Below are 23,179 nucleotides of genomic sequence, written 5' to 3'. Positions count from 1 at the left end.
TCCTCTGCGCGAAACTCTTACTTCAGTGCCAGCAGTATTTCAGTTCTGTTGAGTGCGGCGGCTTTGCCAGAGATCATGGAAGTTGATCGGTTGGATATTGCCCACAGGGAAGCCTGCTTCCCGGATTGTATTAAGCAGGATTATTCTTGCGGACGGGAACAGATACCCAGGAGCATTGACTAGCAGCAGAGGCTCGACATCTGCCTGTGTGACGAGACCGGAAAGCGCAAAGAGACCCGCATAAGCGATCTGAAGTTCATAAAGTGTACGCGCATTGTGTGTGGCGGACTGCGGGGCGTCCAGACCCTGAGCACGGATCACCAGCGTGACTTCGAAATTCGGGTGCCCTCCCGGAAGCTGCCGAGCTGTCACGTCGACTGTCATGCCGATATGGGGCTCGCCTGAAATATCGCGATATATGTCAGGCGTATTCTGTACGTCGATGGACAGTGTGCGAAGGTATTGAGAGCCAAGGACGAGTGTAGGGGCAGCAGCCGGGCTTGCAGAAACGCCCGAAGCGCCCTGAAGTGTGTCTGCGTGATCGTGATCGTTCATCCTGACCTTACCTTGTAAGCTATGCACGGTGTCCTGCGTAGTCGTCTGAAAGCGCAGCAACATGTCTGAAACAGTCTTGTGTCATGAGGGCGGCATTTTGGCTACCCGGCAACACTTTCTGCTGATCTCAAATGAACCTGCCACGTAGCATTCCCAAAGCTGGCAACGGTGCCCATCGTTTGGGTAATTCGGCCCGGCGTATGCGCTCTATGTGATACACAGGCGGTGGTTGCTGCTCACTGATAAGAAATCGCGAGTAGGTCCTGACCTGAGCCATGCGCCACTGGCAGTCGGCCTCAGCGGCCTTCTGGGATAAATGAATATCTGCGACGACTTTGCGCTTTCCCTGTGAAGCAATGACAGCCCAGAGAAGATCAGCTTTTGGAAGTGTCGGTCGGAGGGGGATGACTTCGGACACAGCTCTCCCTTTCAGTGAGGCGCTGAGAATGTTATCGCCTTAAAGGAACGTCAGCATCGGTGCTTGGTTATGTTCCAGACGCAAGCACATCATGAGTGCTGACAGGAAATCAATCCTCCCGTGGTGCGGTTCTTGCCTCACGGGCAGCACGAATAGGACATTCCTATGCTGAGACTTCTTTTTATTGTCATCTTTCTGGCTGTACTGATCGTATTTGCCCTGAGCAACACGGACCTTGAGCCGATCTGGCTGATTTCTTTTGGCTGGCATCTGTCCGTAGGTACGCTCGCGCTGGGCATCGGTGTCGTGGGACTGATCTTCGGGTTTCTCACGGGCTGGGTGGGTGAATTTCGTCAACGCTCCCGAGCTCGTCGCTCTGAAGCGCACGTTCGCACTCTGGAAAGCCAGCTTGTTGAGCTGCACCAGCGCCTTGATCGCCTCCAGACCCCGCCTGTTGCTGCCACGACAACAGTGTCCTCACCTGAAAACCGGATCTGACTTCACCCATGACCAAGCGCACCCGGCTGATTGCCGCTTTTGATACAAACAGTCGAACGCAGGCAGAAGAGTGGTCTTCAAGTCTTGGGCATGCTGTTGATGCCATCAAGCTTGGCCTCGAGTTTACGTATGCCTGTGGTCTGGATGCCGTGAAGTCCGTGTCTGCCGGGCATGAGTTGTTTCTGGACCTCAAACTGCATGATATTCCCAATACTGTAGCTTCGGGACTGTCTGCATTGGCGCCATTGCGCCCTGCCCTGACGACAATTCACGCCTGTGGCGGCACCGAGATGATCTCACGGTCCCGGGAAGCCTTGGAGCAGGCTTTTCCGAATGACGAAAAGCGCCCCAAACTGCTAGCCGTAACTGTTTTGACGAGCATGGATGAAGCCGGGCTCAGAGAAACCGGTGTTGAGGCTACGCCACGGGAACAGGTTCTGCGTCTTGGCAAACTGGCCATTCGTGCCGGTGCGGATGGCCTTGTATGCTCGGCACATGAGATTGCTCTTTTGCGAGACGCTTTGGGCGATGATCCGGTTTTGGTTGTTCCTGGCATTCGGCCAGAGGGTACCGCTTCCAATGACCAGAAGCGCATCATGACGCCCACTCAGGCAGCAAAAGCAGGAGCGGACTGGATTGTTGTAGGTCGCCCGATCACGCGTTCGCCCAATCCCGCAAAAGCTGCGGCAGCTATTATGGCTGAGCTTGCGAGCGTATGACGAAAGTTAAAATCTGCGGTGTGCGAGATGTCGCGACCATGCAGCTTTGCGCCAGTTTAGGCGTAGACTGGGTTGGCTTCGTCTTTCATCCGGCATCACCGCGATACGTTTTGCCGCAACAGGCCCGCCGGCTGCATGAGAGTGTGTCAGGCGGTCTTACGCCCTCTCGTGTCGGGTTGTTCGTCAAAGCCGATGACAAAACAATTGAGCACACTCTGCAAACAGTGCCGCTCAATGTTCTGCAGATTTACGATTCAGTTGAACGTGCAAAAGAAATCAGAAGTCGATTTGGACTTCCCATCTGGTTAGCACGTGGGGTGAAGTCCGCTTTGGATCTTCCTGCTCGCGCGGATATCGACGGATATGTCATTGAAGCTCCCCGGCAGGATGGAGACGATCGTCCGGGCGGGCTTGGGCGCACATTCGATTGGACCTTGACCCAGGAATGGAAAGCTCCAGCCTTCTGGATGCTGGCAGGTGGCCTGACGCCTTCTAATGTTCAAGAGGCTATTAACGCCAGTTTAGCGCCCGCTGTGGATGTGTCTTCCGGTGTTGAAAGCCGCGTGGGTGAAAAATCTCACAAATTAATTGAACAATTCGTCGAAAAAACCCGCATAAGGGGTTGATCTTCAAACAGACCTTTCGTAAACACCACCTCGCTCGACAGGAGAGATGGCCGAGCGGCTTAAGGCGCACGCTTGGAAAGCGTGTGTACGTTAATAGCGTACCGTGGGTTCGAATCCCACTCTCTCCGCCATATGTCTAGAAACCCAATGAAATCAGTCAGTTATGACCACATGCCGGTAGTAGCCCACTACCATGCTGGTAGCACCTCGTCGGTAGTCCTTCCATGACCAAGAAGGCTCTACAGGATGATGATATGCACGGCTTGAGGCGGACAGGTGGCCAAGCATACTCTGCTCGTCTGTCTATCCCGCGTGATCGCTGGGCCGATGCTGGCAAACCCTAAGAGCTGCGCGCGTCTGCTACCGACATCTGGTAGGCGAAGCCGGTGTGCGGATGTACGAAAGCCTTCTGGCTCGGGCGTTTTTGGTTCTCGATGAAGACGCGTTAAGCCTGACCCCGCAGGGAGAGAGCTTTCTTCTTTCGCTGGGAGTGGACCTGACAGCTTTATCGAAGAAGCACCCCCCGCATTGCCGGAACTGTCTGGACTGGAGTGAACGGCGGTATCACCTTGGAGGTTCATTAGGCAGAAGTCTTATGGACTTCGTTTTTCAAAAGGGGTTGGCAATCCACCTTCCCCATAGCCGAACGATCCAGTTTACTCAGACGGGACAGAAGGCATTCGAAAGGATGTTTCCCCTTTAAACGCGGCAGAAAGACCAGTTTCGCCTCGCTTTGGACACCAAAGCCCATCAAACGGGCATTGGAAAAGCGGATGTAAAGCGAGACATTTGAGTTGTCTGGAAGCCTGTCCCGGTTAACAAAGAGAAATGACTGAAGCCTCCACTACGGCGCCCGACCACCTTCGACATTTCCTTAATTCTCCCGCAGGTGGAGCATCTATCCTCCTGCTGGCGTCTCTCGCTGGTTTTAGCCTCGCAAATTCGCCTTGGGCGTTGAGCTATACCGCCCTGATAACTGCGCCTTTGAGCCTAACCTGCTTAGGAGCGCGAGGACCGGAGAACATCGACGCATGGGTTTCTGACGGACTCATGACCCTGTTTTTTCTGGTAGTCATTCTTGAAATCAAGAAGGACATCGTCTCGGGGCACCTGTCATCACTACGCCGCATCGCTTTACCGCTTATCGGAGCATTGGGCGGAATGATTGTTCCCGCCCTGACGTATCTTCTGGTGACATCCGGGCATCCGCAAGCAGCACGCGGCTGGGCCGTGCCTGTTGCAACGGATGCTGCGTTCACATTGCCGCTCATCCTTGCTCTCGGAAGGCATGTCTCACCGGGAGCTAGAGCATGGCTGATGGCGCTCGCCATTTTCGACGATGTGCTGGGGATCGTGGCGATCGCCCTGTTTTACGGGAGCGCCCTGTATTGGCCAGCGCTCATGGCAGTCGTGATCGTCATAGCCGCGTTGGTCGGGGCGAACAGGGCTGGGATCCAAACCCTTTGGAGCTACGGCATCGGCGGCGTTCTGTTGTGGGTGGCGCTTCTGGAGTCCGGTTTGCACTCAACGCTGGCCGGGGTCATCACCGGCCTATGTCTGCCTGCAACCACGTTGGAAAAGCATGCCAAGCAGTCTGCGCCTCTCGATCGTGTCTCATCCGCATTGACGCCTTTCGTCACCTGGATCGTTCTGCCGCTTTTCGGTTTCATGAACGTGGGTGTTTCGATGGTCGGGATCCAACCAAGCATGATGCTGGACGCTGTTCCGCTCGGGATCATGTTGGGGCTGGTTATTGGCAAACCTGTTGGCGTCTTTGGCGCGACACTACTTTCGACCCACCTGAAGATTGCGACGCTTCCGGCTGAAACACCAACGGGAATGTTGTTTGGTCTTTCGCTGCTGTGCGGCATCGGATTCACAATCAGCCTGTTTGTAGCGAACCTGGCATTTTCCGGATCCGATCTGGCTGTGCCAGCCAAGATGGGTATCTTCGCTGGTTCTATTTTGTCTGCTCTGCTGGGATGGCTTTGGTTGCGTTTTTCGTACCAACCTGTCCGGGAATAGAAAAGTACAACTCAGAGCTGACATTCCACTTTCCCCCATAGCGACCGGAATGCTTGCATTATTTATCCGTAGAAAAAGAGGTTCGAAGCAAATCCATCGGATGAAAGCTTCGATTGCCGCGCACCTGGGATTAATTCTGACTTTGGATTTTAGAAATTAGCTCCAAGCCTGTATCAGGATTTCTGCATAGGGGACGTGGTCGCTAGATCGTGCGCATGGAAGTGACATCGGTAACGGGCTGGAGAAAGTCCGGTTGCGGTCCGGAAATGCTGACGAAAATTGGTCGTTGTGCCAAAGCCTGTGTTATGTGCGATCTCATCAACAGAGAGAGTCGTCTCCTCCAGAAGATCGCGAGCATAAGCAATGCGTTGCCGCTTGATCCACTCACTTGGCGGCAGCCCCGTTGCTTCACAAATATGGCGATGAAGCGTTCGGACGCTGACATGAGCGATCTCGGCCATACGCTCAAGAGTCCACTTTTCGCCAATCCTTTTCTGCACCGTCTCAAGGAGTTCCGAAAGCCGTGCACCTGACGGAGGAGGAACAGAGCGTTCGATGAACTGCGACTGGCCGCCGTCTCTGTGTGCTGCGACGACCAGTCTGCGCGCTACGCTGTTTGCAGCCTTCGATCCAAAATCTTTCCTGACAATATGCAGACACAGGTCGAGACCTGCAGCACTTCCTGCAGATGTCAGAATGTCTCCTTCATCCACATAAAGCGCATCTCCTTCAACCACGATGTCAGGATATCGGGACGCTAGTATTGAAGCGTGACGCCAATGCGTCGTCACACGTTTGTTTGCGAGCAGACCGGCTTGCGCCAGCACAAATGCCGCACCGCAAATTGAGACGATTCTGGTTCCTGCCGCATGTACCCGACGGAGCGCGTCGAGCAATGAAGGAGGTGCCACAGCATCTGGCCCCCGCCAGCCCGGAATGATGATCGTTTCAGCACGATCGAGAAGCTCTAGTCCGCCGACTGCTTCCAGTCGCAGACCGCCTGCTGCACGGATCGGTTCCGGTTCAGCGGCGGCCGTAAGGCAGCGATACCAGCCCGGCCCCATTTCAGGGCGTGAAAGGCCGAATACCTCGAAGGCGCAACCGAATTCAAAGGTGCAGAGCTGGTCATATGCAACGATGACGACGAGAGGACTGGGACCGTTTGGCATGATCCTTACGTTAATTGCCAATCCGGCCACTTACAACACGGTCGTCTGCTCGTTAGCGTCCTCGTAAACGGGATCACTGATCCCACAGGTAAATCATCTCGAACCCAGGATTGATCCCATGAAGCTGATCGGAATGCTCGACTCTCCTTATGTGCGCCGTGTCGCCATCTCCTTTCACCTTCAGGGCATAAGCTTCGACCACCAGCCCCTATCCGTATTCTCGGCGTTTGACACCTTCGCCACGGTCAATCCGGTCGTGAAGGCACCCACACTGGTCACAGATGATGGAACCGGGCTGATGGACTCCGGACTGATCCTTGAACTGGGTGAGCGACTGGCACCACCGCACCTCAAGCTGATGCCCTGTGATCTGGCGACTTACATACGGTCGCAGCGGATCATCGGCCTTGCACTCGGAGCCTGCGAGAAGACAGTACAGATCGTTTACGAGAGAAAGCTTCGTCCTCCCGAAAAGCAGTACCAGCCCTGGGTTGATCGCGTTCATGCCCAGTTGATAGCTGCGTATCGGCTCCTTGAAGAGGAAATTAGTCAGACCGACGCTTGGTTATTTGACGAGCGACCGCTTCAGGCGGACGTCAGTAGTGCTGTCGCTTTCCGTTTTTCTCGCCATATGCTGCCACAGATCATCGAAGCCCAAGCCTACCCAGCCCTTGATGCTCTTTCCGCCCGTGCGGAAGAAACAGAGAGCTTTTCCGCGTTTTCTTTCGCGTGACACACTGAGCGGATATATGAGCGATTTAATCGACCTCTATTACTGGCCGACACCCAATGGCTGGAAAATCACCATCATGCTGGAGGAGCTTTCTGTTCCTTACAGAGTGAATCTCGTTGACCTCGTTAAGGGTGAGCAATTCGAGCCTGCATTTTTAAAGCTCTCTCCAAATAACCGTATTCCTGCACTGATTGACCCACGGGGACCGAACGAAGAGCCAATTTCGGTGTTTGAATCGGGAGCTATTCTCCAATATCTTGGCCGCAAGTTCGGGTGTTTCTATCCGCGCGAAGAACGGAAGCGTGTCGAGGTCGACCAGTGGCTGTTCTGGCAGGTAGGGGGGGCTTGGACCAATGGCTGGGCAGGCTCACCATTTCCGGCAGTATGCCCCAATCCCGATCGATTATGCTATCGAACGATATACGCGGGAAGTCGAGCGCCTGTACGGTGTGCTTGAGCGTCGCCTGAGGAATCGAGGGTATCTCGCGGGGGATTACTCAGTGGCCGATATCGCTTGTATCGCCTGGATCGTGCCGCATGAGAAGCAGGGTCAGCATCTTGGAAGTTTTCCCCACCTGAAAATGTGGTTCGATACCGTGATGGCAAGGCCCGCTGTGATACGCGGTATGGCAGTCGGACGCGAGCAACGGGAAAAAAACGACTTTGCGGCAATTTCTGGCGTCCGGGGGCATCATTCTCCCTGAGAACAAAACCTTTTACTCATCAGCCCCAGCCCAATACAGATATGGAATACGCAGAGGGGCTGCAAACGCCCTCATGCCGATCATCAAGGAGCGTGTTACCAGTTCCGAAAAGCGGACGTTGTGCGGTAGCCCGATCAATCAGTGCAGCACATGCCATCCAGCAACACGTCCAGAGCGCCCAGAACCGGTTCAGGGCCTACAGTCTCTTCAAGCAGTTGATGACTAATCGTCAGCATGGCCAGACCATGCACATGCGCCCAGCTTGCCGCCGCCAGGGCGCTGACGGCAACCGGTCGGAAGCTTCCGTCGCGTTGTCCCCTTTCCAGAAGGCCCAGAAGAATCCCGAATGTGCTCATGGCCGCGTCATGCAGCGGCGGATCTATTGTCTTGTCTGCATCGGAACTGAACATCAGGCGATAAAGACCGGCGTTCTGGCAGGCAAACCCGATACAGGCCTGCGCTGCGGCCATGAATTGCGCGCGTGTGGACGGAATATCCGGGGACATAGCCTCTGTCATGGTCTCCCCAAGTCTAACGAAGCCGATCCGTGCCAGTTCCCGCAGCAGTTCTTCCCTATCACGGAAATGCTTGTAAGGGGCCGCGTGACTGACACCGGTGCGCCGCGCCACCTCCCGCAGCGTGAAGGCCCAGTTCTGATCTGCCGCCAGCATATTCAGCGCCGTATCGATCAGGGCGCGACGCAGGTCACCGTGATGATAGGAGCGGTCCTTGGTTTCACTCATTCGTGAGGTCCATGTTTACAGAAGAAACTTTTATTGACACCGGATTGTTCTGCTCCATATCCTGCCTGCATAAGTTTCTCGTGTAAACATGGAGGACGCAATGTCCGATGCTACTCCCGCTGACCTGCACCGTATTCTCGACCGTCAGCGTGCCGCATTCCTGCGTGCCGGGCCACCTGATCTGAAACAGCGTAGGGCCGATCTGCGGCGTCTGAAAGCCGAAATCCTGAAACGGCGGACTGAGATCGTATGCGCCCTGAAAACGGATTTCGGCCAGCGCTCTGAACGGGAAAGTGCCATCGTGGAACTGATTCCACTGGTGCAGTCGATCAATTACATGATCGCGCACGTGGGGCACTGGATGAAACCCGAACGTCGCCACGTATCGGCCTATTCCCAGTGCGGTCGTGCCTGGGTGGTCCGGCAACCGGTGGGTGTCGTGGGCATTATCGCGCCGTGGAATTATCCGGTCTCGCTGGCCCTTGTGCCGCTGGCGACCGCAATCGCCGCCGGTAACCGCGCCATGCTCAAACCATCGGAATTTACACCGGCCATATCGGCGGTGATTGGCGAGATCGTTCGGGCCGCCTTTCCGCCGGAGCAGGTTTCTCTCGTGACTGGCGATGGCGAAGTGGGCGCTGCTTTTTCGGCTCTGCCCTTCGATCATATCCTGTTCACCGGCAGCACGGCGGTTGGAAAGAAGGTTGCTGAAGCGGCGGCGCGCAATCTAACCCCGGCTACGCTTGAACTTGGCGGCAAGTCTCCCGTGGTGATCGAGCCCGGTTTTTCCATGCAGCGGGTTTCGAACCGCGTGGCGTTCGGCAAGCTGACCAACGCCGGACAGACCTGCATCGCGCCGGATTATGTGCTGGTTCATGAAAACGACAGGGATACATTTGCCACATCGTATCAGGAGGCTGTAAAAAAGCAGCATCCGGGTAGTTACGCCGCCTCTCCAGATTACACAGCCATCCTCAACGCCCACCATTACGCGCGGCTGACCGGCTTGATCGACAATGCTGCGGCGCGGGGCGCACAGGTGATCCGTCTGGGAAGCAATTCAGACGAGAGCCATGTGCTGGCACCTGTGCTGCTGTTGGATGTGACGCCGCAAATGGCGGTGATGCAGGAGGAGATTTTCGGACCGATCCTGCCGGTGTTGACCTACCGCACACTGGACGAGGCGATTGCCTTCATCAATGCCCGGCCGCGTCCTCTGGCCCTGTATTATTTTGGCGATAACCGCGTTGATCGCGACAGGCTTCTGAAGCGCACGATTTCGGGTAACGTCACCATCAACGGCACCCTGTTGCACGTTGCACAGGACGATCTGCCTTTTGGCGGTGTGGGAGAGAGCGGCATCGGGGCCTATCACGGGAAGGAAGGCTTTATGGCGCTCACTCATCCTCGTGGCGTTTACAAACAGGGCCGCCTCAATGCCGCAACGCTGCTTCAGCCACCGTTCGGCAAGCTCACAGACGGCATCACAAATCTGATCCTGCGATGACAACGCGCGTTCTGCTTATTGGAGGCACCGGCCTCATCGGACGTTCTGTCGATGCGAACCTTGCTACGCGGCCGGATACCGTTGTCACTAGCCTGACACGTCGAAAATCATCGAGCTCCGATCACATCATTGATTTCGAGTACCTATGCGCTGCGTCGGAAATAACATTGCTTAATGTGGCCCCTTCCGACACTGACGTGGTGATTTCCTGTTTGGGCACAACAATTCGTGCCGCAGGATCGCAGGCGGCGATGTTTCGCGTCGATCACGATTATGTCCTCGCTTCCGCCGCGTGGACATCCTGCGGCCCGCGATGTTGCTGAGTCACCGTGCAGTGGCACGGCCGATGGAGGCGATCGGGCAGCGTCTGGCAGCGCCACTGGCACCGTTCATGGTCGGCAGGCTTTTCCGATATGGCGCAATTGATGCGAAAACCGTCGCAAAGGCGATTGTCGGTCTCCAGGGACAGACGGATGACGGATACCGGGCGTATGACAATGCGGATCTGCGCCGTATCGCCAGTTCAAACTGCCAACTTATGAGATGACCCGGTCAGAATCCCTGAGATCAGGAATTAAACGGGCGGGTAGCACTCGCCTACATATCGGTCATTTGGTACACTATGATCCGGTTCGGGAAGTGGACCTTTTTACTCTGAAACACAGAGGGGATCTTGCTTCAATCTCCGGTAGGGCCATTTGATTTTTAGGGGCCGGCCTTCCGACGCTCTACGCCTTCTGAAGCCGGGCGCCCCAGTCCCGCATACTGACAAGCACAGGCTCTAAAGATCGTCCAAGTTCAGTCAATTCGTATTCGACTTTCGGCGGAACCTCTGGATAGACAATACGATTGACGACACCGTCTGCCTCAAGCTCCCGTAATTGCAGTGTGATCATCCGGGCCGTTGCCGAAGGAACCAGTCGGCAGAGCGCGTTAAAGCGCAGTTTTCCTTCCAGCAGATGAAACAGCAGGACCGGCTTCCAGATGCCACCGATAACGGAGAGCGTTGCTTCCACAGCACAGCCCGTGCGGCCAGCCTGTCGGCGACGGCCTCTACGGGAGGCACTATCATCCATGATAGTACAGGTTCATTTTGTACGTACTCCTGCCAGTAACCAGATAAGGATATATGTCGTCAGGGAAAAGGAGAATCTCCATGCGACACTACATCCTGACAGGACATGATCTTCCGAAACTTACGCTTATCCAGAGTGAAGACCCTCGTCCGGGCTATGGCGAAATTGTCGTTGATCTTCGGGCGGCATCCCTGAACTATCGTGATCTTCTCATAGCACAGCGCTTTAGCGATCTGGTTCCAATGTCGGATGGTGCAGGTGTGGTTTCAGCCCTTGGCGACGGTGTCGAGGGATATGCGACTGGCGACCGTGTCGTAATTGCTTTCATGCCAAAATGGCTGGACGGTGAATTCACGGAAGCCAGAAGAGCGAGCCTTGGCGGCCCAGGGTTTAATGGTGTTCTAACCGAACGCATCGTAGTGCCTGCAACGGGCGTAGTCCGTATTCCTGACAACCTGACTTTCGAAGCCTCCGCCACCCTTCCATGCGCAGGCGTTACGGCATGGTCTGCCCTGTTTGAACGACGTCCTGTCCAACCAGGAGAGACTGTACTTCTTCTAGGGACCGGTGGTGTCTCAATCTTTGCCCTGCAACTCGCCAAGATAGCGGGTGCACGCGTGATCATGACGTCCAGTTCGAATGAGAAGCTAGAACGTGCCAAGACGCTAGGTGCCGATCACCTGATCAACTATCGCAGCGTGCCGGACTGGGAGAATGAAGTTTTGCGCCTGACGGATGGACTGGGTGCAGACCTAGCTGTTGACGTCGCGGGGCCGGCAACGCTGAATAAAACGTTGAAAGCGACCCGCCTCGGCGGCCGGATCTCGCTTATGGGCGTGCTGACTGGTTTCGAGGGGCCTGTTGATACAAGGGTTCTCCTTGAAAAGCGGATCACGCTTCAGGGCATTTATGTGGGGCCGGTCGCGACCTTGCGGGCTCTGGTTAAAACGAACATTTCTCCGCAGATCGATCGTGTCTTCTCGTTTGAAGACGCAGAAGCGGCTTATAACGCTCTGCAAGCCGCGGGTCACTTTGGTAAACTGGTAATACGGATCGGAGAATGACACCCTGATCAATAATCGTGACACAGGTAGACGGTAACCGCCGTCATTTAGGGCATCATCAGTATTAAAACTCTGTTATCCAGAAACGGCCGTCTCTGACGCCAAAGCACAGCGCTTATAAACGCTTCGGAAATCCAGCTGCCAGGTGATCGATGAACGCACGCACCGCTGATGGCAGCCCACGCCGCGTTGTAAATACGAGATGGACGATCCCTTCCGGTCCCGTCCAGTCCGGCAGTACCTGCACCACCAGGCCCTTCTCCAGTGGCTCCCGAACAAAATGATCCGGGAGCCAGGCAACACCTAACCCTGCAATCGCCGCATCCCGCACCATGCCCATATCCTGCGATCCGAACCGGGGCATTCGGCGTATTTCATGGGTCTCGCCATGGGTATTCATCAAAGGCCAGATGCAGTCTGTTGCTTCGTCGCTTGTTGTTAACAGCGATGCATTCCCCAGATCGTGCAGGGTTCTGATGCTCCCAGCTACACGCGGATGCGCGACTAAAATACGTGTGGAGCGCCCCAGTGTACGCATGGTCAAAGCTGCATCCGAGGTCAGAGCCAGACGAACCCGTAACGCGAGGTCGATGCGCTCCTCTATCAGATCCACCGGCCGATCCACCGCCAGGAGTTGCAACCGCACCTTGGGATGGCGATCCAGAAAGCCTGTCATCAGATGACCGATCACGGCAACCATACCGGTCGGACAACTAAACCGAACGATGCCCGCTGGCTCAGCCTGGGCGGCGCTGATGAGGGCTTCTGCAGCTTCTACTTCATCCAGCATAGTCCGACAGCGCTCATAAAATGCCCGACCAAGATCCGTGACGCGAAAGCGCCTGCTGGACCGCTCGATCAGACGTGTACCAAGCCGGCTTTCAAGTTCGGCGATGCGGCGGCTGAGTTTTGACTTCGGCTCGTGCAACGCGCGCGAAGCGGCCGAAAAGCCGCCATGCGTAACGACCGCTACGAAATATGCATAATCGTTGAGATCCCGCCGCTCCATCGTTCCTCTCTCTGAACGCTGTGTATCAATATTACTATCTACAGCGATGATCGTTCCAGTGTCATCTCTTTCCTACAGGCGCAAACGGAGCGCTGAGATTAAGGAACAGAACAATGACTTACGGATTTGATGGCAAGGTCGTGATCGTAACAGGCGGCACCAGTGGCATTGGTCTGGCCACCGCCAAAGCTTTCGCCGATGAAGGCGCCTTCGTTTTCATCACTGGCAGACGACAGGAGGCACTCGACGCCGCTGTCACACACATTGGTGGCAAGGTAACGGGCGTACGCGGTGATATGGGCCATCTGGACGACATCGACCGTTTGTATGACACCGTCCAGCAGACGCACAGCCAGATCGATGTTGTCTTCGCCAATGCTGGCGGCGGGGAGTTTGCGCCACTTGGTGCCATTTCCGAGGAACACTATCAGTCCACTTTTGACAGTAACGTCAAGGGCGTCCTCTTTACAGTACAGAAAGCGCTTCCCCTGCTGCGCGATGGGGCCTCGATCGTGCTGAATGCTTCGAATGTCAGCGCCGCAGGAACCCCGGCTCTCATGTCTATTCTGCAACGAAGGCAGCCGTACGCAGCTTTGCACGAAACTGGATGCTCGACCTCAAGGACCGACATATTCGCGTCAATGCGGTCAGTCCGGGTGTGACCGACACGGCAGGTCTGAACGCGCTTTTTGGTGGCGGCGAACAGGCCGAAGGAACCAAGGCCTATCTCGCTGGCGTGATCCCGTCAGGTCGCGTGGCCCAGCCAGAAGAAATCGCCCGCTCGGTTCTGTTTCTGGCATCTGACGAGGCCAGTTTCATCAATGGCATCGAACTCTACGTTGACGGTGGGCAGAAACAGATCTGAACGCCATCAAAACCGACCCCGGGCTTGTCCGGGTCGGTCTAGTGACAACCGTCACCATCTGAATTTTGGAGAGATAATCATGTCGTTCGTTACCACCAAGGATGATGTCGAGATCTTCTACAAGGACTGGGGCCCGAAAGACGCCCGTCCCATCATGTTCCATCATGGCTGGCCCCTCTCTTCCGACGACTGGGATACCCAGATGCTGTTCTTTTTACAGCACGGCTTCCGCGTGGTGGCCCATGACCGTCGAGGGCACGGGCGCTCTGGGCAGGTCTCGGGGGGACATGACATGGACCATTATGCGTCGGATGCGTTCGCCGTCGTCGAAGCGCTGGAGCTTCGGAACGTCGTGCATATCGGTCATTCCACTGGTGGTGGCGAAGTCGCGCGCTATGTGGCCAAATACGGTCAGCCGTCCGGACGTGTCGCCAAAACCATTCTGGTGAGCGCTGTCCCGCCGCTGATGATACGCACTGAAGCAAATCCCGAGGGCCTGCCGATTGAGGTGTTCGACGGTTTTCGCGCTGCCCTCGCAGCCAACCGGGCACAATTTTTCCGCGATGTGCCAGCCGGGCCGTTTTATGGGTTCAATCGCGCGGGTATCAGCCAGCAAGAGGGCGTCATTCAAAACTGGTGGCGCCAAGGCATGATGGGGAGCGCCAAGGCGCACTACGAGGGTATCAAAGCCTTTTCCGAAACGGACCAGACCGAGGATTTGAAGAGCATTACGATACCGACACTCGTGCTGCATGGAGAAGACGACCAGATCGTGCCGATCGCTGATTCAGCACTCAAGTCGGTTGAACTACTCGTCAATGGCACCCTTAAAACCTATCCCGGCTTCTCGCACGGAATGCTGACAGTCAATGCGGAGGTACTCAATACGGATCTCCTTGCGTTTATTGAAAGCTGAATACCCATATGCGGTCACGGCTTAGCTGCCGTGGCCGGYTTGTAAGATGTGATCATGGCCTTTCCCGCCACACCATGCAGCGAAGTGCGCCATCGCGCCGGATCTGCAATGAATGATCAGCCCGGTCAGTCTGCTTACGCCTACATGTCAGACTTACGACGCCCCCACCTGCATCCCAATAGCGGACATAACTGACCCACAGCCTATTAGCTGGCTGGCGCATTAAGCGAACATTGGTCCATGGCGGCTGGTTCGGGCGCTATTCAACGTAAAAATAGCCCAAAGTAATCAGTACTCATGCTAGGCTCAGAACTCATTGATATGAGTGGGATGAAGTAATTCAGGCTCCCTGAGGAGGCCGAAGATGAGCGATCTGTGCTGGCTGACAGACGAACAGATGAAGATCCTGCAGCGCTTTTTCCCAAAGAGCCGCGGCAGACCCCTCGTTGATGATTGTTGCGTGCTTAGCAGCGTCATCTTCGTCGATCGGAATGGCCCTGCGCTGGCGCGATGAAACTAGGGAATGCAATCCCCACAAGACGCTCTACAACCGCTGGAAGCGCTGGAGTGCTCTGAGGATATTCATATCCGCATGATGGATGGACTAGATACCGACAAGGCAGCGCCTCAGACGATCATGATTGATGTGACCTATCTCAAGGCCCATCGTACAGCTTCGAGCCTGCGGTTAAAAACGGGGCGCCAGGCCGTCTGGTTAGGTGCACCAAAGGCGGAATGAATACGAAGCTGAATGCCGTCACCGACCGGAGCGGACGTCCGCTCGACTTCTTCATGACAGCAGGCCAGATCAGTGATTACACCGGTGCTGCTGCCCTTCTGGACGGTCTTCCGGCAGCCCAATGGATGCTGGCAGACCGGGGCTATGACGCTGATTGGTTCAGGGATACCCTGGAGGAAAAAGGGATCACACCCTGTATTCCTGGCCGAAAATCCCGAGGGAAACCCATAAAATACGACAGGCGGAAATACAAAAGACGCAACCAGATCGAGATCATGTTCGGGAGGCTCAAGGACTGGAGACGGGTCGCAACACGCTATGACAGATGCCCGACAGTCTTCTTCTCCGCCATCTGCCTCGCTGCAGCAACCGTCATCTGCTGGCTATGAGTCCTGAACCTAAAGCTTCGGGCTACGAGTTTAGGCTTGAAACGAGATGTCACTAAAAAAAGATACTGTCTTCCGCGCAGCTTCATTGACATGTAGGCTGAACACATCCGGCCGGGCATAATGTCCGGCAATATCCAGATCATATTTGGCGCGGATGACGTCATGCAGATCGATGTCCGCCGTCAGGATGGCTTCACGGTCATGGACTGGACCGGCAATGATTTCTCCGAGCGGACTGACAATGATGCTTCCACCTCGGATGAGCACCGTTTCTGGATCATTCCCCTGATGGCAGTCATAATCCTCCGGAGCATCTGCTCGCGTCATGAACTGACATGCACTCAGAACAAATGTCCGCCCTTCATAGGCAATATGCCGCATGGAAGCCTGCCAGATATCACGTTCGTCCACCGTGGGCGCGCACCAGAGATTGATCCCGCGCGCATACATGCTCTGCCGCAGATCCGGCATATAGTTTTCCCAGCAGATTGCCGCCCCGAGACGCCCAATCTCCGTATCGAGCACTGGTATGGTGGACCCATCACCCTGCCCCCAGACCAGACGTTCGGTGCCGGTCGGCATCAGCTTGCGATGCTTGCCCAGAAGCGCGCCATCTGGTCCGAAAAAGAGGGCTGTACAATATAGGGTCGCCCCATCCCGCTCGATCACCCCGACGACCAGATGTGCAGTCATCTTTGCCGCAAACGATCCGATCCGATCCGTCTCAGGCCCCGGAACTGCAATGGCCGACTTCCAGTACCGCAGATAGTCCTCTCGCCCCTCGGGAAACCGGCTGCCCAGCACGGCGCCAAAGGTCAGCTCCTTCGGATAACCCCCGATATATGCTTCAGGAAAGACCGCCAGTTGCACGCCCTCAGCGGCCGCCGCCTCGCAGTGCATCTCCATGCGATCCAGCGTGGCTGGAGTGTCGAACAAGGTGCTTCCCGCCTGAATGACGGCAACGCGAAGCTTGGTCATATACGAATCTTTCATGCAATCGATGCGGATCAATCCTGGCGGATAAACAGTTCTTCGTAGGACCGCGAACGTCCTTCAGGAGATTTCCCCACCCCCCAACGCCAGAGATTTTTCGCGTCATCCGAAAAGCGCCAATAGGCCGCCACGATAACATCGTCGCCCAGCATTTCCAGAATTTCAAATTCCCGTTCCGAGATCTGGCGAACACGGACACTGTCAAACCGCATACTTCCCCGCAGCGGGCTGATTTCTCCGGTCAGCGGTGTATCGTAATCGAGCATTTTGACGGGCTGGCTTTTGTCCGTGTCATTTTCAGAATGATAGATCAGACGCCCATCCTGAAACGTCAGCCAGAGCTTCAGACACATATCCGGAGGAAAGTTTCCGTCACTCCATGAGGAGGACGCGTTTTCAATTACCCATACGCCGTTGAAAGCCTCAAACATCATAAAATTCCTTTGAAATATTTCTAAAAAAAGACGTGTCCCGGCACTCGTCGATCTGGCCAAAATATCCTGTCAGCAGACAGCATACTGCCCCGAGCGTGCCGAGTATGCTGGGTAAAAGCAGTGCTTCGGGCCAGCTCAGTCCCGTTTGGAGAAGATGGGCCGTCAGTATGGGCACAATGCCCACTGCAAGGTTTCCACAAAACCCAGCCCATCCAACGACTACGGCAGCGTGATGCCGGGTCAGCCCCTGTGCCAGCGTCCAGATTGAAACCTGGCAGGGCCCCAGTGCAGCCAGTGCCGCACAGAGGAGGGCCACCGAAGCCAGTGTGCTGTGGCATAGTGAAGCCGCCTCCAGGCACACTGCACTCGTGGCGGCCCCGAGCGCACCGAACAGCACCCGCGCCCGGAAGACAGATGCCGTCCGCGCATAGATGCTGTCGCTAACAAAGCCGCTCGCAACAACCGAACCGTAGAGGCAGAACCAAGGCAGACTGAACACCCACCCCATTTCCCGATATGATAGGTGACGTGCGGACAGAAGGTACTGCGGCAGCGTCACGTGGTAGAAGGACTGCACGGCCAGCATGCATAGATAAAACCCACCGATGGCCCAGACCCCCCCCGATCCAGCCAGCTGGCACAGGATGTGCATATCGGGAAACAGTGAAGGTGACTCTTCCCGGTGCCGATAAGGGCCGTCACGGAACAGAAGCAGCCATACGATGCTTAGGATGGTACCCATACAGCCAAACACAAACAGGCAGCGCTGCCAGCCGAATATTAGAGTTGTTTCGGTCGTCAGGGGGCCGGCGATAGTCGAACCAAGATACAGCGCCCCCAGCAACACGGCATTCCCGCGTGACCTGTGCGCCGGGGCAAACCAGTCGTGAACAGCGACAACGCTGGCACTCCAGTCCGGGGCTTGAAACGCTCCCATGGCCACTCGCAGAACGAGAAAGGACATGAATCCGGCTGCAACCGGCATGAGCATCGTTGTCAGGGACCACAGCAGACAGGCAATCCCCAGTGACCGGCGCGGCCCCAGCCGATGCACCAGCCAGCCGCTGGGCAACTGCATGATCGCATAGCTCCACGACAGGGCGGCAATCACCAGCGAGACATGCACATAGTCGAGCCCCAGACTCTGCCCGATCCGAGGGGCTGCCAGCGCAAAGCTGTTTTTATCGAGCGCCATCATCAGGTTCACGGGAACCACCAGGCCTACCAGCGCGAACCACGGACGCAGCCTCTCCCGCAGGGCTGGCTGTTCCAGCGTCATGCGTCAGCTAGCGCCGGAGCAGCAAAGCGCCGGTTTTCCAGGACCGGAAGAACTCGACGGGCGTGATCCAGCCGTTCACGAAGCAGAGCTGCAAAACCCAGCGCAGGCCCCTCACCCAGCGCCAGTGTTATGACGCCAAGTGGATCAACGACCATACTGGCGCCGATGTTTCGTGGGCCGCATTCTCCGACCGCGATGACATAGCAGGTGTTCTCCAGAGCACGCGCAACAGCCATGACCTCCCAGTGTCGTTCCTTGGCCGGCCCCCGCACCCAGGCTGCAGGCAGAAGCAGGACTTCTGCACCTTCCAGCACGAGATGGCGGGCGAGTTCTGGAAAGCGGACGTCGTAACAGGTCATGAGACCCACTCGCATGCCGCCGATATCCACGACAGGCGGCAGGTCAACACCGGGCGATGTAAGCCGAGATTCTTCCATGTTAAAGGCATCGTAAAGATGCAACTTGCGATACAGCGCAATGAAGGCGCCGTCCTTCAGAACGAAATGCGTATTGAAGAAACGCCCCTGCCCGTCCGGAACATTTACACACCCGGCCACGGCAATCCCATGGCTCGCTTGCCTCAGTCCTTCCATGAAGGGGCCATCGAGAGGCTGGGCGGTCCGGGGCATGATTTCTGGCTCGTTAATGTCGCGAGCCAGAATACCCTCGGGGAGCAGTAGCAGATCGGCACCTTCGGTTTTCGAACGTTCGATCAACTCCAGGCACTGATTCTGGTTGATTTCCCAGTCAGCGGCGACTGCAAATTGTCCCAATGCGACTTTCATGATGCCWTTTCTTCCTTAGAAGCCATAACTTAGGCGACCGCCGATAAAGCGCGGGGCTCCAGGTACGTGCTGATATGTCGTGCTCTGCGAAGACGACGTGATGCTGTAATGCCGGTTCAGAAGGTTCGTGACGTAGATCGTGGCGTTCCAACCCTGCTTCTTGTTCCCGACGGTGGCATAGGTGCCCATCAGGAAGTATGGGGGCAACCTGTAGGCGCCGGTTCCGCCGATCGTCATCGCCTGTGAATCCCGGTAATTGCCGTTGACACCCAGATCGGTCGAAAGTCCGTAGGGAAGATCAGCGCGATAAGCGATGCTCCCACTGAGCGTCAGTTTTGGAATCCCCAGATCGGAACCGCGATAATCCGTATAGAACGCCTTGTAGACCCCGGTCGCCACACGGTAGGCGTTCACGGCCGGCGTATTGAGCGCATAAAACGAGGTGTAAGAGCCGCGTTCATAACCCATGTTTCCGTTGATATAGATATGGGACACCGGATGGGCTTCGGCACTGAGTTCAATACCCCAGATCGCCGAATGAGGAACATTTACATACGTTCCGAGCGGACCGTAATTGTTCAGCAGGAAACTCGAAACAACCTGCTGGTTATGGTAATCATAGTAAAAAGCAGCCCCATTCAGGCGCAGCTTCCCCGGTAGCGGATCACTCTTGAAGCCCAATTCATAAGACATGAGAGACTCAGGCTTGAAGGCTTTGAGCTGAGCCTGTGCCACCGTGTTGTTTGCGGCAAACCCGCCGGGCTTGAAGCCTTTGCTAACCTTGAAATACGTCTGAAGATGCTGGGTCAGCTGCACCTGGATGCCGAGCAGCCCTCCCAGCTGATTGGTCAGCGCACCTTCGGGAGCGAAATTGAGAGTATTCAGACCATATTTTATGGTCCGGAAATTCAGAAGTTGCCGGTCGTCCGACATGTGGGTCACGCCGCCAAACAATGTGATGGTCTTCGTGATATCGTAACTCACGTTTGCGTATTGCGAAAATGCCTGCTGGTTCTGATCGTAGGAACTCTCCGAGATATAGCCCCGGCCCTGATAATCATTGAAATTGTTGTAGAACTGTTGCTGCATCCGCGAACGATTGTAATATGCGCCGACGGTCCAGTGCAGTTTTCCAGGGAGTGTGGAAACCAGTTTCAGTTCCTGTGAGAAGATGTTGCCGTTAACGTTCCGGTAGACATCCCCCGTCGCAAGTTCGGTTCCGTCCTCGTCAGAATACTCACCCTGCCGCTCTGTTTCGAACGCCGAAACGGCTTCCAGTCGTGCAAAACCCAGCTCCCGGCTAATCCGGAAATCAGCTCCCCAGAAGATATTATCCTCGGAAGGTTTCAGGCTCTCAGGGCGTCCAATAAGCTTCGCAAATCCGGGCTGAATACCCCACGCCGTTTGTCTGTAGCCGGAAAACTGCGGGTATTTCTGCCAGGCTGGCGCAAGGTTGATGACTGGATTACCGTTGATCAGTTCAGACAGATCCCGTGTCCAGTGGCCTCCTAAAGCAACCACAGTCTTGCTATCCGGTGTCCATTTGAGTTTGGCACGGAGTGCAGTTTGGTTCTGATCACCCAGATGGGCGCCGTTCAGCGGATTATACTGCCAGCCCCCGCCTTGTGTCGTCTGTGCAGCCACCCTGAAGGAAAGGTTTCTGGCGAGTGGCCCGGAGATGAAGCCGCTGGTGCGGGAGCGGGCATAGCTGGCAATATCTTGCGTAATATTCCCGTGCCAGTATGGCGTAGGATCATTCGACTGCAGCGAAACCTCACCACCCGTATCTGACATACCGTGGGTAAAGCCTACCGGACCCGGCGCGATATCCACATTCGCGATATCGAACATCATACCGTCCGTCATGGATGAAAACGGGTAGGCTACACCGTCGAGATAGACCATGACTGATGAAACATTGTTTTCGTAATAATCATCAAGCCCGACGCCCCGCAGATGGTAATTGATGCTCTGCGTTCCTTTCAGGGACTGGACCGTCAGGTTCGGGGCCAGATTTTGAAGGTCGGTAACGGATACTACCCGGCGTTCCAGCAGGGTCTGCGCCGAAATTCGTGTGTTGGAATCAGGCTGACGCTGCGCTTGGCCAAATGCAAAAATATGCCGTCCCTGAACCTGAAGACTTTCATCCCGGGAGGCCTGAACCGCAGTTCTTTTCTTCGCTGCCACCAGCAGCGGAGACTTGCGTGCAAGATAGGCTTTGGTGTGCTTCATAGGCGTGATCGACGTCTCTGCCGACGCTACCGGCATGTAAATCAGGCATGCGGTTCCGCAGAGAAGAACTGCCCCGGCCGAAAGGGAATGTCTCTGCCTGAATGAAGAAGGCATGCTCATCATGTCGTTTCCATCCGTTTGCTGAAAAAGAGTCGGTACTGAAATGATTAAGAGACCTTCACTTCCCTCGCGCAAATGATATTACGTTATTGGACATTTATTTGTTGGAATCACGATGTGGAAGAGTTTAATACGGACTGGTTTGTAAGCCGCCTGCACGACCGCTCTGCTCGGGGCCTTGCCCGACAGATTTCAGCCCTGATCCAGAGTGGAACGCTGCCGGTTGGTACGCGCCTGCCCGCAATCCGCGATCTGGCCTTTGGCTTGGGCATTAGCCCGGCTACCGTTTCCATTGCCTGGACCGATCTGCGCAAAAGGGGAGTTATTTCTGGCCGTGGCCGACGCGGGATGCGTGTGTGCAACATGTTCCTCTCGCCCCGCCCTGTGAGGCGCACGGCAAGCCTCAGCCGCGAAAACGTTAGTCTCAATCTGACATCCTATACCCCGGATCCTGCCCGGCTGCCCCGCCTGTACGATGCGTTTGAAAACCTAAAATCCATTCCCAACCTCAATACTTACGATGACGATACGATTTCTCCGATCCTGCGTACGATCTGCGCTGCAAAATGGCCCTATCCGGCCGAGGATTTTATGGCGACCAACGGTGCCTACAGCGCCCTATTCGATACAATCCAGGCTCTCATTCCTCCAGGATCGACAGTAGCTGTGCAGGATCCCACTCCCATGCGAACTCTGGATATCCTTGATTACCTGAGTGCCTCGATCCTTCCGCTGCAAAGTGATGCCGACGGTATCGTGCCCGCATCGCTGGAGCAGGCCCTGATGAGAAATCCGACGGCGCTATACATGCAACCGAACATCAATGCCATTACAGGACAGCGCACGCCGCGCACTCGGCTCCACGAACTCGCCCAGGTACTCAGGACGTCTCCCTCGACCTGGATCATCGAAGACGACGCTTTTCCATGGTTTTCACCAGTTCCAGCAGAGAGCATTGGAGTATGGCTCGGACCACGCGTCATCCACGTGCGCTCGCTATCCAAGATCCTGGGACCGGACCTGCGATTGGGCGTCGTGTCCGCATCATCCATGATCATCCGCGAGATACAAGCCTATCGCAGCTTTGGACCCGCCTGGACAAGCCGTCTGTTGCAAAGCGCCGCCGCCCGACTTCTGGACAACGAAAAAACTCACCAGATCATTCAGGAGAACTATCTGCATTATCAGAAACAGCGTCTTGAAATGGTCTCCGCTTTTCGTCGCAATGGTATCGATAGCCCCACTGGAGAAGGCTTTAGCTTCTGGATCTCAGTCTTGAATGAAGACGCCGCCTGCTCGTATCTAGCCTCACAGAACATCCGGGTCTCGGCCGGCCGTCAGTGTTCCCTGCTGGCAGACCCCCATATTCGCTTTTCGATTTCCCATCTCACCGGCAATTTCGACCGGATCGCATCTGACATACGAAAAGCTGCGACAAAAAAGGCATCACAGATAAGCGCTCAAAAATGATCTTCGGCCTGAAACCATAAGAGATCCATAATGGGTTTACGGATAGAAATTCTAAAAAAATCTTTTATTTTCAAATTTTTCGATATTGGGAGTATCAAAGGGGGTATTATT

At 55.6% G+C, this 23,179-nt stretch carries 22 protein-coding genes, 1 tRNA gene and 2 pseudogenes; 15 read left to right on the top strand and 10 right to left on the bottom strand.

Going from position 1 to position 23,179, the window contains the following annotated elements; all coding sequences use genetic code 11:
• Positions 1–39: 39 nt before the first annotated feature.
• Positions 40–555 carry a protein-export chaperone SecB gene (locus KP707_RS06675; RefSeq protein WP_249202843.1) on the bottom strand — a complete coding sequence of 172 codons (516 nt, stop codon included), beginning with the start codon at positions 553–555 and terminating at the stop codon, positions 40–42.
• A gap of 583 nt (positions 556–1,138) precedes the next feature.
• Between KP707_RS06675 and KP707_RS06670 the strand changes: the two genes are divergently transcribed.
• The 5 genes from KP707_RS06670 to nhaA all read left to right on the top strand — a co-directional run bounded on the left by KP707_RS06670 (position 1,139) and on the right by nhaA (position 4,841).
• On the top strand, positions 1,139–1,471 hold the full coding sequence (locus tag KP707_RS06670; RefSeq protein ID WP_086633227.1) for a lipopolysaccharide assembly protein LapA domain-containing protein: 333 nt from the start codon (positions 1,139–1,141) through the stop codon (positions 1,469–1,471).
• A gap of 8 nt (positions 1,472–1,479) precedes the next feature.
• Positions 1,480–2,190, top strand: a complete 711-nt coding sequence (pyrF, locus tag KP707_RS06665; RefSeq protein ID WP_211502558.1) for an orotidine-5'-phosphate decarboxylase — start codon at positions 1,480–1,482, stop codon at positions 2,188–2,190.
• Positions 2,187–2,816: a phosphoribosylanthranilate isomerase gene (locus tag KP707_RS06660; protein ID WP_211502557.1), complete on the top strand. Its 630-nt coding sequence runs from the start codon at positions 2,187–2,189 to the stop codon at positions 2,814–2,816. The genes pyrF and KP707_RS06660 overlap by 4 nt, the downstream gene beginning before the upstream one ends.
• Before the next feature lie 40 nt (positions 2,817–2,856).
• A tRNA-Ser gene (locus tag KP707_RS06655) sits at positions 2,857–2,947 on the top strand.
• Positions 2,948–3,644: 697 nt separating this feature from the next.
• Positions 3,645–4,841, top strand: a complete 1,197-nt coding sequence (gene nhaA / locus KP707_RS06650; RefSeq protein ID WP_211502556.1) for a Na+/H+ antiporter NhaA — start codon at positions 3,645–3,647, stop codon at positions 4,839–4,841.
• Positions 4,842–5,014: 173 nt separating this feature from the next.
• Here nhaA and ftrA read toward each other — a convergent pair whose 3' ends face one another.
• Positions 5,015–6,010: a transcriptional regulator FtrA gene (gene ftrA / locus KP707_RS06645; protein ID WP_211502555.1), complete on the bottom strand. Its 996-nt coding sequence runs from the start codon at positions 6,008–6,010 to the stop codon at positions 5,015–5,017.
• Between the two features lie 118 nt (positions 6,011–6,128).
• On the opposite strand from ftrA, the gene KP707_RS06640 reads away from it, so the two are divergent.
• Genes KP707_RS06640 through KP707_RS17135 form a run of 3 tightly spaced genes read left to right on the top strand, consistent with a single transcriptional unit; the run spans position 6,129 to position 7,447 of the window.
• The gene (locus KP707_RS06640) at positions 6,129–6,743 is read left to right on the top strand and encodes a glutathione S-transferase N-terminal domain-containing protein (RefSeq protein WP_211502554.1); all 615 of its coding nucleotides are present in this window, start codon (positions 6,129–6,131) and stop codon (positions 6,741–6,743) included.
• Entirely contained in the window at positions 6,685–7,200 is a 516-nt protein-coding gene (locus KP707_RS17140) for a glutathione S-transferase N-terminal domain-containing protein (RefSeq protein WP_373687783.1), read from the top strand. The genes KP707_RS06640 and KP707_RS17140 overlap by 59 nt, the downstream gene beginning before the upstream one ends.
• The gene (locus tag KP707_RS17135) at positions 7,097–7,447 is read left to right on the top strand and encodes a glutathione binding-like protein (RefSeq protein ID WP_373687781.1); all 351 of its coding nucleotides are present in this window, start codon (positions 7,097–7,099) and stop codon (positions 7,445–7,447) included. The genes KP707_RS17140 and KP707_RS17135 overlap by 104 nt, the downstream gene beginning before the upstream one ends.
• 134 nt (positions 7,448–7,581) lie before the next feature.
• Here the strand turns inward: KP707_RS17135 and KP707_RS06630 are convergent, their stop codons facing one another.
• Positions 7,582–8,190 (bottom strand): TetR/AcrR family transcriptional regulator, encoded by a 609-nt coding sequence (locus KP707_RS06630; protein WP_211502552.1) that lies wholly within the window; start codon positions 8,188–8,190, stop codon positions 7,582–7,584.
• A gap of 100 nt (positions 8,191–8,290) precedes the next feature.
• On the opposite strand from KP707_RS06630, the gene KP707_RS06625 reads away from it, so the two are divergent.
• Together KP707_RS06625 and KP707_RS16755 are read left to right on the top strand one after the other, a co-directional pair.
• Positions 8,291–9,697, top strand: coding sequence for a coniferyl aldehyde dehydrogenase (locus KP707_RS06625; protein WP_249202842.1), 1,407 nt, complete (start codon positions 8,291–8,293; stop codon positions 9,695–9,697).
• A gap of 334 nt (positions 9,698–10,031) precedes the next feature.
• Positions 10,032–10,244: a hypothetical protein gene (locus tag KP707_RS16755; RefSeq protein WP_252348841.1), complete on the top strand. Its 213-nt coding sequence runs from the start codon at positions 10,032–10,034 to the stop codon at positions 10,242–10,244.
• A 181-nt stretch (positions 10,245–10,425) separates the two neighbouring features.
• Here KP707_RS16755 and KP707_RS06615 read toward each other — a convergent pair whose 3' ends face one another.
• A complete protein-coding gene (locus KP707_RS06615) occupies positions 10,426–10,773 on the bottom strand; it encodes a helix-turn-helix domain-containing protein (RefSeq protein WP_211502550.1) in 348 nt (115 codons plus the stop codon).
• Between the two features lie 80 nt (positions 10,774–10,853).
• Between KP707_RS06615 and KP707_RS06610 the strand changes: the two genes are divergently transcribed.
• Positions 10,854–11,837: an NAD(P)-dependent alcohol dehydrogenase gene (locus tag KP707_RS06610; RefSeq protein ID WP_211502549.1), complete on the top strand. Its 984-nt coding sequence runs from the start codon at positions 10,854–10,856 to the stop codon at positions 11,835–11,837.
• Positions 11,838–11,952: 115 nt separating this feature from the next.
• On the opposite strand, the gene KP707_RS06605 is transcribed toward KP707_RS06610, so the two are convergent.
• On the bottom strand, positions 11,953–12,846 hold the full coding sequence (locus KP707_RS06605) for a LysR substrate-binding domain-containing protein (RefSeq protein WP_211502548.1): 894 nt from the start codon (positions 12,844–12,846) through the stop codon (positions 11,953–11,955).
• Positions 12,847–12,959: 113 nt separating this feature from the next.
• Between KP707_RS06605 and KP707_RS06600 the strand changes: the two are divergent.
• The 3 genes and pseudogenes from KP707_RS06600 to KP707_RS06590 all read left to right on the top strand — a co-directional run bounded on the left by KP707_RS06600 (position 12,960) and on the right by KP707_RS06590 (position 15,755).
• Positions 12,960–13,711 (top strand): annotated as a pseudogene (locus KP707_RS06600) (SDR family NAD(P)-dependent oxidoreductase).
• Between the two features lie 79 nt (positions 13,712–13,790).
• Entirely contained in the window at positions 13,791–14,627 is an 837-nt protein-coding gene (locus KP707_RS06595; RefSeq protein ID WP_211502546.1) for an alpha/beta fold hydrolase, read from the top strand.
• Between the two features lie 364 nt (positions 14,628–14,991).
• Positions 14,992–15,755 (top strand): annotated as a pseudogene (locus tag KP707_RS06590) (IS5 family transposase).
• A gap of 30 nt (positions 15,756–15,785) precedes the next feature.
• On the opposite strand, the gene KP707_RS06585 reads toward KP707_RS06590, so the two are convergent.
• Genes KP707_RS06585 through KP707_RS06565 form a run of 5 tightly spaced genes read right to left on the bottom strand, consistent with a single transcriptional unit; the run spans position 15,786 to position 21,601 of the window.
• A complete protein-coding gene (locus tag KP707_RS06585; protein WP_211502544.1) occupies positions 15,786–16,733 on the bottom strand; it encodes a nitrilase-related carbon-nitrogen hydrolase in 948 nt (315 codons plus the stop codon).
• 29 nt (positions 16,734–16,762) lie between these two features.
• Positions 16,763–17,182: a hypothetical protein gene (locus KP707_RS06580; RefSeq protein ID WP_211502543.1), complete on the bottom strand. Its 420-nt coding sequence runs from the start codon at positions 17,180–17,182 to the stop codon at positions 16,763–16,765.
• Positions 17,172–18,461 (bottom strand): MFS transporter, encoded by a 1,290-nt coding sequence (locus KP707_RS06575; protein WP_211502542.1) that lies wholly within the window; start codon positions 18,459–18,461, stop codon positions 17,172–17,174. Before KP707_RS06575 ends, KP707_RS06580 begins: the two co-directional genes overlap by 11 nt.
• Positions 18,458–19,246, bottom strand: coding sequence for a deaminated glutathione amidase (locus KP707_RS06570; protein ID WP_211502541.1), 789 nt, complete (start codon positions 19,244–19,246; stop codon positions 18,458–18,460). Before KP707_RS06570 ends, KP707_RS06575 begins: the two co-directional genes overlap by 4 nt.
• 15 nt (positions 19,247–19,261) lie before the next feature.
• Positions 19,262–21,601, bottom strand: coding sequence for a TonB-dependent receptor (locus tag KP707_RS06565; RefSeq protein WP_211502540.1), 2,340 nt, complete (start codon positions 21,599–21,601; stop codon positions 19,262–19,264).
• A gap of 114 nt (positions 21,602–21,715) precedes the next feature.
• Here KP707_RS06565 and KP707_RS06560 point away from each other — a divergent pair, with 114 nt between their 5' ends.
• On the top strand, positions 21,716–23,068 hold the full coding sequence (locus KP707_RS06560; protein WP_211502539.1) for a GntR family transcriptional regulator: 1,353 nt from the start codon (positions 21,716–21,718) through the stop codon (positions 23,066–23,068).
• Positions 23,069–23,179 lie beyond the last annotated feature (111 nt).

The sequence above is a fragment of the Gluconobacter sp. P5E10 genome (assembly GCF_018812145.1).
GTDB lineage: Bacteria > Pseudomonadota > Alphaproteobacteria > Acetobacterales > Acetobacteraceae > Gluconobacter > Gluconobacter cerinus.
Note: the sequence above shows the minus strand (reverse complement) of the source record. Positions and strands in the feature narration are given on the sequence as shown.